Genomic DNA, 17811 nt, shown 5'->3' with positions numbered 1-17811 from the left:
ATGAAAAGAACATATTATTTACTCCTATCGATATGCCTACTCGCTGTAACATTTGGTTGCGAAAAGGAGGGTAGACTCGATCATATAGACCCAAATGCTCCGGCACCACAACAGATCAGCAACGTCCGGGTGACTGAGCTGCCCGGTGCAGCGGTCTTAAAATACAATACACCCGCTGACCCGAATTTCTCCTACGTCAAAGCGGTGTATGAAATACAGCCGGGCGTATTTCGCGAAGGCAAATCCTCGATGTATATCGATACGCTCGAATTGGTGGGCTTCGGCGATGTACGTACGTACAACGTGAAGCTCTACAGTGTAGGCAAAAACGAAAAAGCATCCGATCCGCTTGTCATTCGTATCACACCCAAATCTCCGCCTGTAAAAGAAGTGTTTAAAGACCTTACATTGGAAAATACATTCGGAGGTATCAAGGTGAGCTTCACAAACGAATCACAGGCCAAGCTTTCTATTGTGGTCATGGTGGACAGTACCGGACAAAACACTTGGGCTCCTGTTACGACGTTTTATACAGGAGCACTCGAGGGGAGCTTCTCGGCACGTGGATATGAACCAGAAGAAAAACGTTTCGCTGTTTTTGTACGCGACCGCTGGAACAACAAGTCCGATACCCTCATCAAGGCGCTCACGCCTATGTTTGAGGAATTGATTCCGAAACCATGGAGTGCATTACGTTTGCCAGGAGACACTTACGATTACGTCGAGTCCTTTTCCGTTGAAAAACTTTGGGACAATAACTTAGCGCAAAACGCCGGTATTTTTGCTACAACCGGAACTGCTCCTATCCCACAATGGCAAACCATTGACTTAGGTAAACCAGTTGTACTTAGTCGCATGAAATCCTTCCAACGGCAGGGCTACGAATACTCAGGCGCTGCAGTGCGTTCTTTCGAGATCTGGGGAAGTAATAACCCTGTACCAGATGGCAGTTGGGATAGCTGGCAGTTGATGGGAACATTCAATTCATTTAAGCCATCAGGTCAGCCAAGTCCCATCGTCACACCAGAGGACAGACAGTATGCTTCTTTTGCAGGGGAAGATTTTGACTTTGAGCTGATGCCTGCCGTACGGTATATCCGCTATAAAACCACGTCGACTTATGGTAGTGCCGGACAAGTCGTGATTGCAGAACTCAGTTTCTGGGGGCAGATCGTAAATTAATCAGATGCTAACCGATAAATAACATAGGATGAAAAAGAATATTCAAAAGTTCAAAACACTGATAGCAGTAGTTTTGCTATGTGGTCTTGCCGTTACAGCTTGTCGTAAGATGGATGTCACCTATAAGGACTTTATTGTACCGGGCGGTAAAACTTATCCCGGAAAGGCTACAGATGCCAAAGCCCACGGAGGAGACAACCGTATCAAGATTTCATGGCCTCGCGGCGTAGACCCTAACTTAAAAAGAGCGTCTATTTTCTGGAACAACAAAGCCGATTCAGTCGTCTTTGATATACCCGCTACCGGAGAGGAGATCAGCTATATCCTGACCAATATGCCCGAAAAAATCTATTCCTTCATCATCAGGACATACGATGATAAAGGCAATGCTTCCGTGCCAGTGGAGGTAAACGGCACGGTCTATGGTGCAAATTACCAATCCTCCATTTTGAACAGGTTTGTGGCTTCGGCACAATACGGTGCCAATCAGGATGTCAATATAGCTTGGGGGCCAGCGGATAGAGCATCTGGTCTATACGCTACGGAAGTGGTCTATACGAATAATGCCGGTGAAGAGATCAGCAAGTGGTTTAATGCATCGGAGACGAGATCTGTCATCAGTGACTATAAAGAAGACACAAATTTTAAAATCAGAAGCGCCTATTTGCCAGACACATTGGCCATTGATACGTTTTATACGCCTTATGAAGAAAAGGTGGTAGATAAGATGCGGAAATTTGAAAAAGCCGCATGGACGGTGACGGCCGACTCGAGAGAGGAAAGAGACGATCCAACGGCGAGTCTATATACACCAGCAAAAGCCATTGATGACAATATCAGTACTTTCTGGCATACACCTTGGACCGTACACACACCATTTCCACACTGGTTGGCAGTCGACATGAAGCAGACCTTTACTGTCGGTTATGTTGAACTGACCTGTAGACAAAACAACGTAAAAGGCATCACGGAATTCATGATCCAAGGTAGTATGGACGGCACCACTTGGACGACCTACAATACGTACAACCTCATACAGCAGAATGCGACTCAACGATTCGAAGTGAGTGGTCAGCCACAAATAAGGCACATCCGGATCTTTGCGACAAAAGGTGTGGAAGCCCCTACTCACCTCGCCGAGTTTTCGGTATTTGGATATTAAGTTTAATTGCGTGCGGTACCGCAAGGTGCCGCACTTAATTTGATTGTAAAAACATGAACAATATAATTAAATTCTGCGGGTGTATCCTGCTTATGCTGAGCGTAATATCCTGTAATAAGGAGGAAGACGTGCAGGAAGAAAATGCCACGCTATTGCCGGAGTATGCACAGGGAGCCAAAGCCAGTGCGGGGCATAACCGGGCAAAATTGTCCTTTGCGTATAACAAAGACATACAGGAGTACAAAGTATACTGGAACAAAAGAGAACAATCCAAAACGATTGACCTCAGTAAGCCTTCGCGTGACTCGATACATACCATCATTGAAGGTTTAACAGAAGGCAGCCATAAGTTTGAGATCGTAAGTTATGGGGCACAAGGCGACTCATCTACAGTGGTGGTAAGTAGTAAAGTGTATGGAACCAAATACATCAGCACACTCAAGAACCGGGAAGTCAAGAATATGACGTTTATGGCCGGAGAAGACGCGTATATAGATTGGGGAATTGCCTCAAAGGATGAGGTGGCCCTACATGTTACCTACACAGATACAGAAGGTAATACGCATCTTGTCAAAATGAACAAACAAGACATTTACAGCCCATTGCCGGATTATAAAGAAAATACGTCCATCAAGTTTGTATCGCTACATGTGCCAGAACCGGGCTCTATTGATACATTATTTCGTGAGGCCAATATCATTCCACAGATTACAAAAGAAATACCCACATCTGTTTATACACGATACGTGGCACCGATCAGCAGAGGTACCGGAGATGGTGGACGTGCCGTCAATGCAGCAGATTTCTTGGATGATGCTTTCTGGCAGGGTATACAAACTCTGCTGGCGCAAGGCTCTGTGACGGTAAAATTTGTCGTAGGTGACTATGCCCGAGCTTATTCAGAAAAGTCGTTCATCATCGACAAAATGGGAAATGCACAAAACAGGTTACTGTTGGAAGGCTCTGGCACAGGAACGGTCTTTACGGCTTTGACCGGAATGGGCAATAAAACGGTGATGATGCAGATTCGAGATACACAAAATATCGTGGTGAAGAATTTTAACTTTAAAGGTGACGGCAACGTGCAATATGTACTGCGGATCCTGGGAACAGCCGGCCGCCCCGGCCTTGCCAAAAACATTACGATTGAGGACTGTACATGGTCTGATATGCGCGGAGTCGTTTACGGTGCGACAGGTGCACATTATACAGCAGAACACGTGACCTATAGACGTTGCAAATTTTACCGCATAGGGATCAACCATGCCTCCCACATGATATACAATGCCTACGGTGCTACGCATGTCCGCATTGTCGACTCCCATTTGGAGGACTGCACCGGAGATTTTGTCCGGTTTAGGGACAAGTGTGATTATGGTGTGGTGAATAACACTACATTCTTTCGCAACCTCAATTTTCCGACCAATGCCAACTTCCAGTTTATATCCATGCCTTTGTTTAATGATGTAAACCCGGGCGACGAACACTTCGCAACGAATTATTCCTTTACCTCAAATAGATTTACCAACGCACCCTATGCATTCACGTTTTACCACGACGGCTATTCACCCACAGGTTTCAATCATTTGTTGACCGCTGCCCAAGGTACCACGATGACCTCTGGAACAGTGGCAGCAAAAAAAGCGTTGTTGAAAACAAACTTAGGTATCGACACAGACAAAGTACGCCTGCACGGCAACACGTATGCCAATGTTACGGGTCGGTTTGCATTTGGCAGTGCAACGGCATACGGCGCGGTGTCTAAAGGATGGGAAGGTACAGTAAACATCACCAATCTGTTCAACGAAAATAATGCAGTAGAATTCGCTTGGGAAAAATAGACAATTCATCTCAATGAGATAAAAAAACAAAATATATGGTAACATTAATAAGAAAGGGTTTGCTCCTTTTCATCGTAGCATTATCGTTTGTAACGTGTGGCAAAGAGCAAATTCAAGAAGAGGTAGAGACCCTCTTGCCAGAATATGCAAAAGGGGCAACGATCAAAACCGGTCAAAATCAGGTAAAACTATCCTTCATGATTGCAGAAGGTATCTCTGCATGCGAGGTCTTCTGGAATAAGCGACAAGAGTCAATCAAAATAGACATCGGTACAGATAGGAATAAAACCATAGAGCAAGTCATAGAGGATCTGCCGGAGGGCAACTATACATTTGAGATCATTACCACCGATGAGCGGAACCTAACCTCGGGATTGGTACTCAGCACCCGGGTATATGGGGAGAAGTACATCGAAACATTATCCAACCGGACCGTTAGAGAGCTGGGCTTTTTCTATAACGAAGAGCCTTACATAGATTGGGCCGCTTCCTCAACAACCGAAGTTGGTATCGACCTCTTCTATACCACGGTAGACAATGAAGAACGTAAAATCCGTATAGACAAGGCGGACAGAAAAAGCGTATTGCCAGACTACAAGTCCAATACGGCTATACGGTATCTCACACGATATCTTCCGGAGAAAGCCTCGCTGGATACATTTTCCAGCAGCACCGTGGTCATTCCCCCACCCACCTATTATGCCAGTTCGGTAGGGCGGATTATCAGTGGTTCTGGCATGGTCTCTCATGTCTACTCGCATTCGTTTACAGCACTTAGCGAGTCCGTCAGCTACGCTTCTGTCCGTTTTGAAAACAGAAGTAAGCAGCCACTCAGCATCTATATTCTGCGAGCAGACCTAAAAGATCCTAAGGTAAAGATTTCGGCGCTTATGCCGAACAATCGAACCAATTTTGGATTACAGACGGTACGCGCTATGATAGAAGCTAGACACAACAGCGGAGAGACAATCTTAGCGGGGACAAATGCCGACTTTTTTGACTGGGAGCCTGTATCAGGTGTGCCTTGGGGCCCGATTTTTGTCAATGGAAATGTGATCAAAAACACCGCTAAGAATCCAGGCATCACGTATTTCGCCATAAAAAAAGATGGCACGCCTTCCATTGGTGGATTTTCGTCTCTGCCCGTGGCCAACCATGCTGATATGCAAGATTTGGTCGGTGGGGGAGTGCGGTTGATCGCGCAAGGTAAGATGTTGCCTTTTCAAGACGTAGAAAAACACCCCAGAACAGTCGTAGGATACACAAAAGACCGTGTCGTTTACATACTGGTGATCGACGGCAGACAAAGTAGTCACTCCGTCGGTATGACCTACAGTGAACTCGCGCAGATTATGTTCAGTATCGGCGTAGAAGAAGCCATCAATCTCGATGGAGGAGGTTCCAGTACCATGGTCGTCAAAAATAATAATGCTTTTGGCATTGTCAACAAACATTCGGACGCTAGTCCTAGAGCCGTAGCCAACGGCCTTGGGATAAGTCTCAAAAACTAGAAGACAAGTCGGGCTAAATTCAACTAAGCCCGGCTTTTTAAACACATATAAAAAAATTAATGAAACTTATTAAGATCTTGCTTTCGCTGGTTCTTATCTGCTCACTAGCTCAAGCGCAGACAGATCAACCAGCCTTTCGTATTATTCCCGCTCCCAATCACATTGTTGCTGCACCGGGCGAATTTCGTTTTACCCAAGATACCCGAATCTATGTAGAGGGTAAAAAGGATCAGAAGATGGACTTCCTCCTTACGCATTTAACGAAAAATTTGGGCTACGACGGCCCCATTAAATATGTAAAATCCTCCACCAAACTAAAGAATGCCATCATTCTACATACGACAAATGAAGGAGAGCTGCCTATGGAAGCTTACCAACTATCTGTAGATGCCCAGCGTGTCGTCATTCGAGGTCGTGATGCCGGCTTACTGTATGCTGTGCATACCTTTACCCAATTGCTTCCGCTAGAGAATACCCAGTCTTTTGCTATACCTGCGGTACAGATCAACGACCAACCGAGGTTTGGCTACCGGGGGTTGATGGTCGACGTCGCCCGACACTTTCTCCCGTTTGAAGAGGTCAAAACGGTCATCGATCTGATGGCCGCTTATAGACTCAACCGGTTTCACTGGCACTTGACGGATGATCAGGGCTGGCGTATAGAGATCAAAAAATACCCTAAGCTCACCTCTGTAGGTGCATTCAGAAAAGACCAAGTCATTTTCGGCAGAAGAGAACTGCTGGACACGGTACCTTATGGCGGCTTTTACACACAAGATCAAATTCGGGAAATTGTCCAATATGCGGCCGAAAGGTTCATCACCGTCATACCAGAAATCGATATACCTGCGCACTCCTATGCGGCGCTGCGTGCCTATCCCGAGTATAAGCTACTGCAGCCTGCTAAATCCGCAGATCCTGGGTCTTACAATATCATTTACGCCCCCACAGAGCAAACTTTTAATTTTCTGGAAGATGTATTCACCGAGGTAGCCAGCCTATTCCCCGGGCCGTATATTCACATTGGAGGAGACGAAGCCAATAAAACACCTTGGCAAGAATCACCGATCACACAACAACTCATGCAGGAGCACGATTTAAAAGACGTACACGGCCTGCAGAGTTATTTTATAAAAAGGATAGAGAAATTCCTGCATACAAAAGGCAAACGGATCATCGGATGGGATGAAATATTAGAAGGCGGATTGGCGCCGGATGCCACACTGATGAGCTGGAGAAACGAGGAAGGCGGAATAGCTGGAGCCAATATGAATCACGATGTGATCATGGTCCCACAGACAAAAGGCCTGTATCTGGATTTTGCCCAAAGTAGATCCCCTCAGGAGCCTTATAATATCGGCGGACATGCCCCCTTACATGCGGCCTACCACTATGACCCGATCCCACAAGAATTGCCTGCTGAAAAGCATCGATATATCCTCGGCGTGCAAGCCAATGTCTGGACCGAGTGGATCGGCAGCCCTGCAAAATTGCAGTATATGCTTTTTCCAAGACTTTTTGCTTTGTCCGAAATCGGATGGACCAATCTTGACCGCAAAGACTATACGGCATTTTCAAACCACACCCTCCCTGTCCACTTGAGGAGACTAGAAAAAAGAGGTATTAATTTTAGGGTTCCCGAAGCGTTCAGAGCGATCGATACCGTGATGATCGGTGAACACTTTGTCTTCGAACTCCACAAACCCGTACCCGGATCAGAAATCTATTATACGGTAAATGGTCTGACACCTGGCGACTTGGATTTTAAGTATACCCAGCCTATTTCTTTCTTTGTACCAGTCAATGAAAAAAGAGAGATCAAAACAATTGTGATCACAGAGAAAGGTCGGAGAAGTCTGGTGACGACAACAGTCTTCCACAATCGTCTTCCACTAGCGGCCAGTACCGTAACTCGTCCAGAGCAAGGTCTCCAGTACAAATTGTATAGCGGTGCCTTTGATACGGTCGATCAGTTGAAATCCAGTAAAGTTGTCGGGGAGGGTGTAGCCAAAAACCTAAACCTGAAACCCTTCAAAGATAAGCACGACGTTTTTGGCGTGGTATATAACGGCTATCTGCATGTGGATACCGCTGGCGTGTACACCCTATCTGCGCTAGCAGATGACGGTATGAAACTGTTTATTGACAACGAGCTCGTCATCAATAATGATTTCAGACACGGTGCGATCGAGAGGAGTGGAGCAGTCCCTTTGGCCAAAGGTTTTCATAAAATAAGAATCGAATACTTTGACGCCGGTGAAGCCTATGTATTAAAAGTCTTTTCACAGTTGAACAACAATAAAAGACAGGAAATTGCCCTCGACAAGTTATATTTTAGTAGATAAATTTTAAGACAGTTTAATGAACCTATTTTTTAAAGTCACGGCCGTATTGCTTCTGGCCACAGCGAGTCTGTTTTCCGCTTCAGCAGAATCACAAAAAAACACTTTAACGCTACAACCGGGCATACTCAGCTGCGAGTATATCCCGAATCCACTAGGACTTGAAACCGCTACACCGCGCTTTAGTTGGACACTGGCAGCATCTGCCAGAAATCAGATGCAGCAAGCCTATGAGATTCTGGTGAGCGATAATTTGAAGGATGCCAAATCGGGCAAGGGCAACATGTGGCAACCGGGCAAAATTAACTCGGATCAAAGTCTTCATGTCACCTATGCGGGAAAGCCACTGAAATCGTTTAAGCGCTATTACTGGCGGATAAGAGTTTACAATCAGGATGGCGTATCTTCACCCTGGAGTAAGCCGGTCTGGTTTGAAACCGCGATGTTGAACCAGGGCGATTGGACAGCGCAATGGATCGGAGATGGAAGCCCACAGTTTGAAAAGGATGAGGACTTTTACCAAGAAGATCCGTCACCCCTGTTCAGGAAGCAATTCCAGGCCAGTAAAAAGCCGGCCTCTGCACGTTTGTACATCAGCGGGCATGGTTATTATGAAGCCTATATCAATGGGGAGAAAGTGGGCGATCATGTGCTCGATCCGGGCTGGACTTCTAGAGCAAAGCAAGCATTATATAGTGTATACGATGTCACCCCGCTCATCCGCAAAGGAAACAATACTACGGGCGTTATGCTAGGCAATGGGTTTTACAATCCATTACCCTTGAGGTTATTTGGCGCACACGACATCCGGCAGGCACAAGAAACCGGCAGACCATGTTTGAAGGCCGAAATTCACATCACCTATACAGATGGCACCACAGAAAAGATCATCACCGATGAAAGCTGGATGACAGCACCAGGACCTATCATCCGCAACAGTGTCTATCTCGGGGAACATTATGATGCGACCAAAGAAGTCGCCAACTGGAATACCAACAGTCCTGCACAAACACTGACCGGCTGGAAAAAAGCCGTCTTGACTACAGGTCCAACAGGCAAGCTATCGGTTCAGATGCAGCCTCCCGTCAGAATAACAAAAGTACTGCAACCCATAGGCGTTAAAGAAGTAAAACCTGGAACCTTTGTATTCGATATGGGACAGAATTTTGCAGGTGTCGCGCGAATAAAGGTGCAGGGCCCTGCAGGAAAGCAGATTACCCTGAAGTATGGGGAAGACGTATACAAAGACGGTTCGCTTAATTTTATGACGGCCGTCACCGGACAAATAAAACGAGGCAATGGAGGTCCCGGCGCACCACACATCGCGTGGCAGGAGGACAGCTACACCCTTAAAGGATCAGGGGTAGAAGTATGGTCGCCACGCTTTACATTTCACAGCTTCCGTTATGTAGAGGTTACCGGCTGGCCGGGTACACCTACGCTAGATGCTGTAGAAGGGTTGAGGATGAATGCAGATCTCGAGCAAAATGGAACATTTAGCTGTTCTAATGCGTTGTTTAATAAAATCAACGGTATTGCCCAGTGGACGTTTTTGAGCAATGTGTTCAGCGTACAGTCGGATTGCCCTGCCCGCGAAAAGTTGGGCTATGGCGGCGACATCGTGGGTACGGCCGAAACCTTTATCTATAACTACGATATGGCAAATTTCTATAAGAAAGCCATACAGGATTTTAGGAATGATCAGCGTGCCAATGGTGGTTTTACAGAGACGGCGCCCTATGTAGGGATAGCCGATCACGGTCAGGGCGGTGGAACAGGTCCTTTGGGATGGCAACTCGCTTATCCCTTTATGTTGAAGCAATTGTATGATTTTTATGGTGATAAGCAAGTGATTGAAGAAGGTTATCCCGCCTTCCGCCGTCAGATGGATTTTTTGAAAACCCAGACCACGGACTATCTTTTTTATAAAGACATCGGCGACCACGAAGCACTCGGTCCGAAACCCGATGCCCTAACTGCCGCTTTGTTCTATTACCATCACGCCATATTGATTGCCGAATTTGCCGAAATATTGGGCAAATCCAGCGATGCGGCAAATTATAAAGAGCTCGCTGAAACAATTAAGGCAGCTGTCAATCAAAAGTATGCCGCGGATACGACCGGAAAATACGACAACGGAACGCAGTCTGCCCAAATCTTTGCGCTCTATTACGATATGCCTGACACAAAACAGCAACCGAAAGTTTTTACGAAGCTCGAGGAAGCATTTGCAAACAAGGACTGGCATCTATCGACAGGAATTTTTGCAACCAAGATGATGTTTGATGTGCTCAGAAGGCAAGATCAAAATGAAATGGCCTACCGTATTGCCAATCAGCGCGACTTTCCGGGATGGGGACATATGGTCGCAAATGGCGCTACCACCCTATGGGAAACATGGGCTTATTCAGACAATACCTATTCTCAGAATCACCCCATGTTTGGATCCATCGTAGAATGGTACTACCGTTCTTTATTGGGCATAAATTCTGCCGGGGCAGCGTTTCAAAAGATCATCATCAAGCCACAGCCCGCAGGAGATCTCACCTGGGCAAAAGGAAGTTACCAATCGGTTCGCGGCAACATTAGCAGCAGCTGGAAAATTGAAGACAACAGTTTCAAACTAGACGTACAGATCCCGGCAAATTGCCGTGCCGAAATATGGTTGCCTCTTCGAGGGAATGGTTTTTCGGTCAAAGGGGAAATGCTTGACAAAGCAGATAAAGATATTAAATTCCTACGGTCTGAGGTCGGATATGCTGTTTACGAAGTGGGATCTGGAGTATATAGTTTTTAATATTTAAGTTTATCTTTGAAATCATGCCAAAAGTATCCACCTATATCATGACACTGCTATTCCTGGTCGAGGGGAGCAGTGTTTTTAGCCAAGAGGAAATGCCCTTGTATGCGGGGAAAGTCCCCAATGCGACAAATGTCGAACAAAGCGCGCCAACCCTTACTGTTTTTTTGCCGTCTCCGGGCACAGCAAGCGGTATCGCTGTGATCGTCTGTCCCGGTGGGGGGTACCAAGGTCTGGTAAGCGACAGGGAAGGAACGGATGTAGCGAAGGCTTACAACGCAGCAGGTATTACCGCATTTGTCTTGAAATACCGTCTACCAGACAGCAAGACGATGATTGACAAGTGGAAGGGACCACTGCAAGACGCACAGCAAGCCATTAAGACCGTTCGGGAAAATGCAGAAAAATGGGGAGTCGATCCGAGCAAAATTGGCATTATGGGCTTTTCTGCAGGAGGTCACCTCGCATCTACCGCAGGGACTCACTTTGATCAGTCCTATATAGAAAATAAAAAGAACACCAGCCTGCGTCCGAACTTTATGGTATTGGTCTATCCTGTGATTAGTTTTAAAGACGGGATCACGAATGTTGGGTCAAGAAATAGCCTAATCGGGCCCGAGAGCGCCGCTGATTATAAAAAGCACCTAGAGCAGTTTTCCAATGAAGGCCGCGTGACGCCACATACCCCTCCGACATTCTTGACACATGCGGCCGATGACAGCCTCGTACCGGTATCCAATGCGACCTTATTTTATGAGGCCCTAAGAAAAAATGGTGTACCAGCCGACCTACACCTCTACAGTAGAGGGGAACATGGTTATCTCAGCTATCCCGCTTTTAAGGATTGGTTCGCGATTTGTTTAGCCTGGGTCAGTCAGCAATAATTACTTGTTTATGAACTTTTGGAACGGTGAATGTCTCAACGGAGTCACTCAATGATAAGCTCTTTGATAAAGATGGTGATTACATGCCGCGAAAGCTCGATTCATTGATGAATATATTTTTTTCTATGTAGCGAATGATGTTATTCATATGCAGGATGAGGATTTGAAAGCATATCTGGAAAAATCCGTTATGTAATAAATAGAACAATGTGGTTTAAACTAAAAAAATCCTGAAGTGGGGAGTTTCAGGAGTTCTTGTTCTATATGCAATTACATATAATTTATGCTTTCTTTATCTTTTTATAGTTTTTACATGTAATTCATTACCCTATAAACGACGCCGAGTACTGTGATATTACAGCTACTTAGCTATACAACAAACATGTGGTATACAATCACAGGCGACATAGATAGATTTTGGGATGAGCCGATTATTTTTGTTAATCGGCTCATGTTTTTTGTATATTTGAGGTGATTAACAATTTTAATTGGCTCATTATGTACATTTGGCAATACCAAGATTGGCCGAATTTCATCTATTCGTTAACAGAATTGCCGCCTATTTCTGTAAAATTTGCACAAGAAATGGGCGAGATAAATGGAATAGTTTCGGTTTTAGACGACAATCTGAAGATAGAGACCCTTTTAGAGATCCTCATAGCAGAAGCAATTAAAACTTCCGAAATTGAAGGTGAATACATGAGTCGCGAAGAGGTAATGTCTTCTATCAAAAGAAATTTGGGGCTGGAAGATAGTACTATTGTCCGCGACAAACGCGTGGCGGGTATAGCGGAGCTAATGACTTTTGTAAGACAGTCTTATAATAAAGATCTGACCGTACAGATGATTTTGGATTGGCACTCCAGTTTAATGAATGCATTTCCGAAGGTGAGTGCAGGGAAATGGCGTGAAGGCACGGAACCTATGCAGGTAATTTCGGGGGCCTACGGCAAAGAAATTGTTCATTATGAATCCCCTCCTTCATCAGACGTTTCGATTCAAATGAATATGTTTGTCAGTTGGTTTCAAGAGCAAGCTATACCGGCAAAGGATCATGTCACGAAGGCGCTGGTCAAATCAGCCATCACACATTTATACTTTGAGAGTATACATCCCTTTGAAGATGGTAATGGACGAATTGGACGTGCTTTGGCTGAATATGCTCTTTCCAATACGTTGCAAATTCCTCTACTGTTGTCTATTTCAAAGGTGATCGAAAAAAACAAGCAGCAATATTACGACGCATTAAAGCGTGCACAATCTAGCTTAGAGATCACAGATTGGATTATTTATTTTACTCAAGTTATATTGGATGCACAAATCGAAGCGAAACATATTGTAGAATTTGCGGTAAATAAAGCAAAGTTTTTTGATCGCTTTAAGGATAAGCTTAACGAACGAGAATTTAAAGCTATCAATCGTATGCTTGAAAGTGGTGTTGATGGTTTTAAGGGAGGGATGACTGCTAAGAAGTACATTGCGATTACCAAGACGTCAAAGGCAACTGCAACTCGTGATTTACAGCATTTAAACGAGTTAGGTGTGTTTAGAACTATAGGATTAGGCCGATCTGTACGGTACGAGTTAATTTGCTAATAACAAGGTTTCAATACGGGTATAAAAAAATCCTGAAGCGGGGAGCTTCAGGATTTTCTAACTAACCAATTATTAACCTAAATTATGAATACTATATAAACGACAGGATCTGGCAGAATATTACAGCACCTGGAAGAATTAACAAAAACTTAACATTTATTACTGCATCAGTGCTTGCACGATCGGTAAATCAGCTGCCGCCCAGTCGTAATTTAATAGCTCATTACAATCCACCCATATGGCTTTTGCATGTTCGGTCGGATGCGGCTCGCCTCCGGATAATGTACATTCAAAAGGGTAGAGGCAGATTGCGAATTCCGGATAATGGTACTCCACCATACTCAGCTCTCGACCCAAGGTTACATCAATACCGAGCTCTTCTTTGATCTCGCGCATCAGGCATTCTTCTTTGCTTTCGCCCTGCTCGATCTTGCCGCCAGGAAACTCCCATTTCAGCGGCAGCTTCATCTTCGCAGAACGTTGGCAGATTAAAATCGTATTGTCTTGTTTGATGATAGCGCAGGTAACGTGTAACATGTAGTGGCAAAATAGTGAAAATATGAACTTTATCAAGATCTTTTAGTTCCAGTCATCGTTGTCATACGGATCCCAGACTTCGTAATTCTTTTCTTTATGTGCTAATTCGGCTATTAGGTAGTCGTATACCAATGATTTGATTGCATCCAAGTCGTAATTTTCAAGTTTATATTCAGCAAGCAGAATTCTGTCCTTTTCAAGGTCTACATTATGGACAAACTGTACTCTCTGTTGGTTGCACTTATAGACTAAAAGGGAGCGTGTCTCCATATCCCCAGCAAAGAACAGAAATTCGCTATAACAAAATATATCATCATCGTTCTCCTGCTTACCGTCTATGGCATAAAAAATATAGGCTGGTATCTCATCTCCTAAATATTCATCTGAACAAAAATCCGCCATATTACCGTGCCATTGAAATAATATCTTCAGATAGGGAGAAGCGATTTGCTGCTCAATCTTCTTATGCAGTTTTTGTATGTCTGCCAATATAGACGATTCGAATTTCTTCTTGAAGGCTTCTTGCTGTTGTTCTATCTCGCGTTCTTCATTTATTCTGATTTGCTCTCTTTCTTCAAATATGTTTAACTGTTTTTTAAAACTATCTTCGAATTGTCTTACTTTTTCGGCCAATAGGGATTCTCTCATTTTCGTCAAACTGGTTTATACGATAATTAATCTGGGGTTAAAATTTCAATTTAAGAATAAAGGTCCATTATTCAAAACTATGGCAGGCAATCCTTATAAAAAAACTCCTGAAGCGGGGAGCTTCAGGAGTTTCTAAAAGCTACACGCGAATTTCTTTTGGTTGATTTGGTTAATCATCTTGATAGTCTTGCAGAGGATCGGGATATGGTTTTGAAAAATGCTTTGCTCAAGGCTAAAACAATGGACTTCAATAAATTGAAGTATGCCGTACGCGAGTATGGCCATAAGAAGACTAAAAAGTTAATAGAACCAGTGCTAGATCAGATGAAACCGGAAGCTTCCGTCAACTAGCTATTTGCACGAACATAAGAACTTTCCGGAACTTTTTACGTCTCATAGAGCAATCGAAGCTAAGTTAGACTGATTTCTAAACGAGATTGAATTTTTGTTTGATATTTCAATCGTATTGTTTGTTTTTGATCGAAATATCAAACATTTAGAAATGAATAAACAAGTTGTTTTGCCAAGATATGGTATTCTCTTAGAAAAAGTGGGAGAGAATATCAAACTCGCTCGTAAACGTAGAAAGCTCACCGCTGTACAGGTGGCGGAGAGGGCTGGTATTGCTCGTTATATCTTATATTTGGTTGAAAAGGGAGATGCATGTGTAGCAATGGGAGCCTACTTTACTGTTTTACGTGTGCTGGGGCTACAGGATGATTTTTCCAGGTTAGCTGCAGATGATGCATTTGGCAGAAAATTACAAGATTTAGCATTATTGTAAGATGGCAAAAGGTAAAATCGATATATAGATCCTATTGCAGCACCAGTTCCTTGACGATTGGCAGATCAGCTACTGGCCAGTCGTAGTTCAATAATTTGTCCTTTTCCACCCATATGACTTTAATGCAATCGATATTTCTGGTATTCGATCCAAAATTTATTTAATCATCTCCATAGCAGTTCTTACCAAAAGGATATCTGGTTGTTGGTTATTGCATTCCTGCACACCTTCCGGATACTTATCTGCTATAAATTCATTAAAATCTTTACAACTTCTAAAGATGTTAAATTCACCATTTTTAAAATCCCACGCGATTCCTTTACCCTTTATGGCATTTGCTGCAATTGCAGCACCGGCAACTCCACCCATACCGTATCCAAATCCTTGTTTCCATGAATTTGCTAAATCAAGCTCGGTATAAAGAAAATTTTGCCCACCTATAATCACACGACAAAAGGAATTCGGGAAATTGGTTGTCTGTGATTTGTCTCTTCTATCTCTATTTGTCAATATAGATAACGCTTGGAAATACAGGTTTCCTTTGTAGCATATCGCAAAAGTCTTTTTTACTTTTTTATCGTTTTCTTTATAAAAGAAGATGCACTGATCCGGAATTGCGTCTATTACCTTCCTCGAACCAAGAAGTACGCTTTTAGCGATCAATTCTTTATTCTCATTGGGGGTCTTTTTAAGAAAATCTTCTTTGGTCAGATAGATGCCCTCAGGATAGGTATTCTCGAACTTTACACTATCTTGGCTGTGACAGCAATAGGATAAAGCTGATAGAATAAAAAATAGGAATGTTTTAATCATTTGGCATTAGCATCAGTTAATAATTTCTAAATTAATAATTTGTTGCTGATATCGCAACAATATTTTTCTATACGTCGTCTGTTAAAGTAGGCAATGCGTTTGTTGGCACTCTTGATGACCCCTTTGGCAATAATATTATATTTAAAGACTAATTTACCTAAGTTTGATAACAATCAACAATCTAAAATATGAAGAATTCTCTTATTTTCATGGCTTCGCAGTACTACGAATAGAGTCGGCCTTTCTCCCGTATACATCTTGCCAGTCCGGACCGTTTTTCCTTTTTAGATAATCATACATGACCTCATTGTATCTCTCCGCTCCGGGAAAAAAAATACCTACATTAATTAAAGTGTATCCGTAAGATTTGGTAAGAGAATCTAGCGCATCGTACACCTCATCCGATTCGTAATATAGTTGCCCAGCATACAATATTTGTATCTTGCCTTTTTCGATATCCCTCTTTGCAGTAAAATAATTGCATCCGTCACTCCACCCATAATAGAAGTCGATCATTATTACACTTCGGTATAAGCAAAAAACGATGAAAGCCATCGGTATGGATAACGCAATTCGTGCCTTATATTTCCGTTTAGCAAATGGGATGAGTCCAATAATACAGCCGGCAGCTATTAATTTCAAGAATATCACGTTATCTTCTAGCCTAATACGCTTTAGGTTGATGCTAATATAATCCCATTGGCCAAGGTTTGATAAATCCAATAGGATAATGAGTAAAGTCCATATTATCGCTATTATGGCCAACAGCAGCCCGAGTCGAGTTTTCTTACGTTGAATGTTGTTCTTGTCGGCACTGTTATTCTTCATCGCTTTTCGCAGTCAATGCTTTAATTATTGTACCCTACTAATATATAAAATTGCTTGGAAATAGTTCGGTAAAGAAATTTGACCAGTTATATCCGTTATGGATTCAGTGCACAGTCGTACTTCCTATATGCAATTACATATAATTCATTTATTTTTTTTAGATTTATATCTAAATGCATATAATATGAATCCAATAGCAGATTTTGTAAAAACCGAAGAAAGCAAGTCGGACTGACGCAAGAAGATCTTGCCGAAGGTGCGGGTGTTGCGCTGACGGTAATTCGAAAGATAGAACAGGGGAAAGATAATCTGAGTGTAGCAAAAATCAACCAAGTACTTATGTTATTCGGGCATACATTAGGACCCTATTAATACAAAAGATTATGAGGCAGGGAATCGTCAAATATAATGATACTAACGCAGGTATTATTACCGAAACAGCAGAAGGGCAACTATCTCTTTTGATGGGTCAGCATTTTGTACAATAAGGTATCATGCGTATCGCGATAATTTAATAATTTGTACTTGGCGATGTGCTGTTTTCGCTGTTGGGATCATTTCGAGGATATCCTCGAAATGATCTGAAATGATCCGGACACTGTTTTTGCAGGCTTCCTTGGCTCGATCTATGGCAGGAATAAAGTGGCGATATTCTGAGTATTCCAGTACTTTCGCCAACTGGCGTGCAGTCCAATATTCATTGCCGTGCTCGTCTACATTTTTGGTACTCTCAAATATGGAATTGCTTGCGTCGGTTAATTTCTTCAACCATAAAGCTTGCGTATGTTCTGTCGTTGTAGGCTACCCGAGTTTTGCAAGTATAGTGAACGTCCCAAATCACATCACATAACAGATACCTATTGATAAATTATTCTGATAAAGG

At 43.3% G+C, this 17811-nt stretch carries 14 protein-coding genes and 1 pseudogene; 10 read left to right on the top strand and 5 right to left on the bottom strand.

Going from position 1 to position 17811, the window contains the following annotated elements:
- From C4F40_RS06070 to C4F40_RS06035, 8 genes are all read left to right on the top strand, one after another.
- Positions 1 to 1182 carry a DUF5000 domain-containing lipoprotein gene (locus C4F40_RS06070; protein WP_196938458.1) on the top strand — a complete coding sequence of 394 codons (1182 nt, stop codon included), beginning with the start codon at positions 1 to 3 and terminating at the stop codon, positions 1180 to 1182.
- 28 nt (positions 1183 to 1210) lie between these two features.
- On the top strand, positions 1211 to 2344 hold the full coding sequence (locus C4F40_RS06065; protein WP_196938457.1) for a DUF4998 domain-containing protein: 1134 nt from the start codon (positions 1211 to 1213) through the stop codon (positions 2342 to 2344).
- A gap of 53 nt (positions 2345 to 2397) precedes the next feature.
- Positions 2398 to 4185, top strand: coding sequence for a DUF4998 domain-containing protein (locus tag C4F40_RS06060; protein ID WP_196938456.1), 1788 nt, complete (start codon positions 2398 to 2400; stop codon positions 4183 to 4185).
- Positions 4186 to 4220: 35 nt separating this feature from the next.
- Positions 4221 to 5696, top strand: coding sequence for a phosphodiester glycosidase family protein (locus tag C4F40_RS06055; protein WP_196938455.1), 1476 nt, complete (start codon positions 4221 to 4223; stop codon positions 5694 to 5696).
- Between the two features lie 59 nt (positions 5697 to 5755).
- Positions 5756 to 8041, top strand: coding sequence for a family 20 glycosylhydrolase (locus C4F40_RS06050; RefSeq protein ID WP_196938454.1), 2286 nt, complete (start codon positions 5756 to 5758; stop codon positions 8039 to 8041).
- 16 nt (positions 8042 to 8057) lie between these two features.
- Entirely contained in the window at positions 8058 to 10835 is a 2778-nt protein-coding gene (locus C4F40_RS06045; protein WP_196938453.1) for a family 78 glycoside hydrolase catalytic domain, read from the top strand.
- Positions 10836 to 10858: 23 nt separating this feature from the next.
- Complete coding sequence (locus C4F40_RS06040) at positions 10859 to 11722, top strand: alpha/beta hydrolase (protein WP_196938452.1); 864 nt, start codon at positions 10859 to 10861, stop codon at positions 11720 to 11722.
- Between the two features lie 498 nt (positions 11723 to 12220).
- Positions 12221 to 13318: a Fic family protein gene (locus C4F40_RS06035; protein WP_196938451.1), complete on the top strand. Its 1098-nt coding sequence runs from the start codon at positions 12221 to 12223 to the stop codon at positions 13316 to 13318.
- A gap of 159 nt (positions 13319 to 13477) precedes the next feature.
- On the opposite strand, the gene C4F40_RS06030 is transcribed toward C4F40_RS06035, so the two are convergent.
- Complete coding sequence (locus C4F40_RS06030) at positions 13478 to 13855, bottom strand: (deoxy)nucleoside triphosphate pyrophosphohydrolase (RefSeq protein ID WP_196938450.1); 378 nt, start codon at positions 13853 to 13855, stop codon at positions 13478 to 13480.
- Between the two features lie 42 nt (positions 13856 to 13897).
- Positions 13898 to 14503, bottom strand: coding sequence for a hypothetical protein (locus C4F40_RS06025; protein WP_196938449.1), 606 nt, complete (start codon positions 14501 to 14503; stop codon positions 13898 to 13900).
- 502 nt (positions 14504 to 15005) lie between these two features.
- Between C4F40_RS06025 and C4F40_RS06020 the strand changes: the two genes are divergently transcribed.
- On the top strand, positions 15006 to 15287 hold the full coding sequence (locus tag C4F40_RS06020) for a helix-turn-helix domain-containing protein (RefSeq protein WP_196938448.1): 282 nt from the start codon (positions 15006 to 15008) through the stop codon (positions 15285 to 15287).
- Positions 15288 to 15443: 156 nt separating this feature from the next.
- Here the strand turns inward: C4F40_RS06020 and C4F40_RS06015 are convergent, their stop codons facing one another.
- Together C4F40_RS06015 and C4F40_RS06010 are read right to left on the bottom strand one after the other, a co-directional pair.
- Complete coding sequence (locus C4F40_RS06015; RefSeq protein WP_196938447.1) at positions 15444 to 16100, bottom strand: hypothetical protein; 657 nt, start codon at positions 16098 to 16100, stop codon at positions 15444 to 15446.
- A gap of 207 nt (positions 16101 to 16307) precedes the next feature.
- Entirely contained in the window at positions 16308 to 16928 is a 621-nt protein-coding gene (locus C4F40_RS06010; RefSeq protein WP_196938446.1) for an FEKKY domain-containing protein, read from the bottom strand.
- 219 nt (positions 16929 to 17147) lie between these two features.
- Between C4F40_RS06010 and C4F40_RS06005 the strand changes: the two are divergent.
- Positions 17148 to 17300: pseudogene (locus tag C4F40_RS06005) on the top strand (helix-turn-helix domain-containing protein); the annotation flags it as partial.
- 120 nt (positions 17301 to 17420) lie between these two features.
- On the opposite strand, the gene C4F40_RS06000 reads toward C4F40_RS06005, so the two are convergent.
- Positions 17421 to 17696, bottom strand: a complete 276-nt coding sequence (locus C4F40_RS06000; RefSeq protein WP_196938445.1) for a hypothetical protein — start codon at positions 17694 to 17696, stop codon at positions 17421 to 17423.
- Between the last annotated feature and the right edge of the window lie 115 nt (positions 17697 to 17811).

It is taken from the genome of Sphingobacterium pedocola, from assembly GCF_015209965.1.
GTDB classification, from domain to species: Bacteria; Bacteroidota; Bacteroidia; order Sphingobacteriales; family Sphingobacteriaceae; genus Sphingobacterium; species Sphingobacterium pedocola.
The sequence above is the reverse complement of the archived record's forward strand: the minus strand, read 5'-3'. Positions and strand labels throughout refer to the sequence as shown.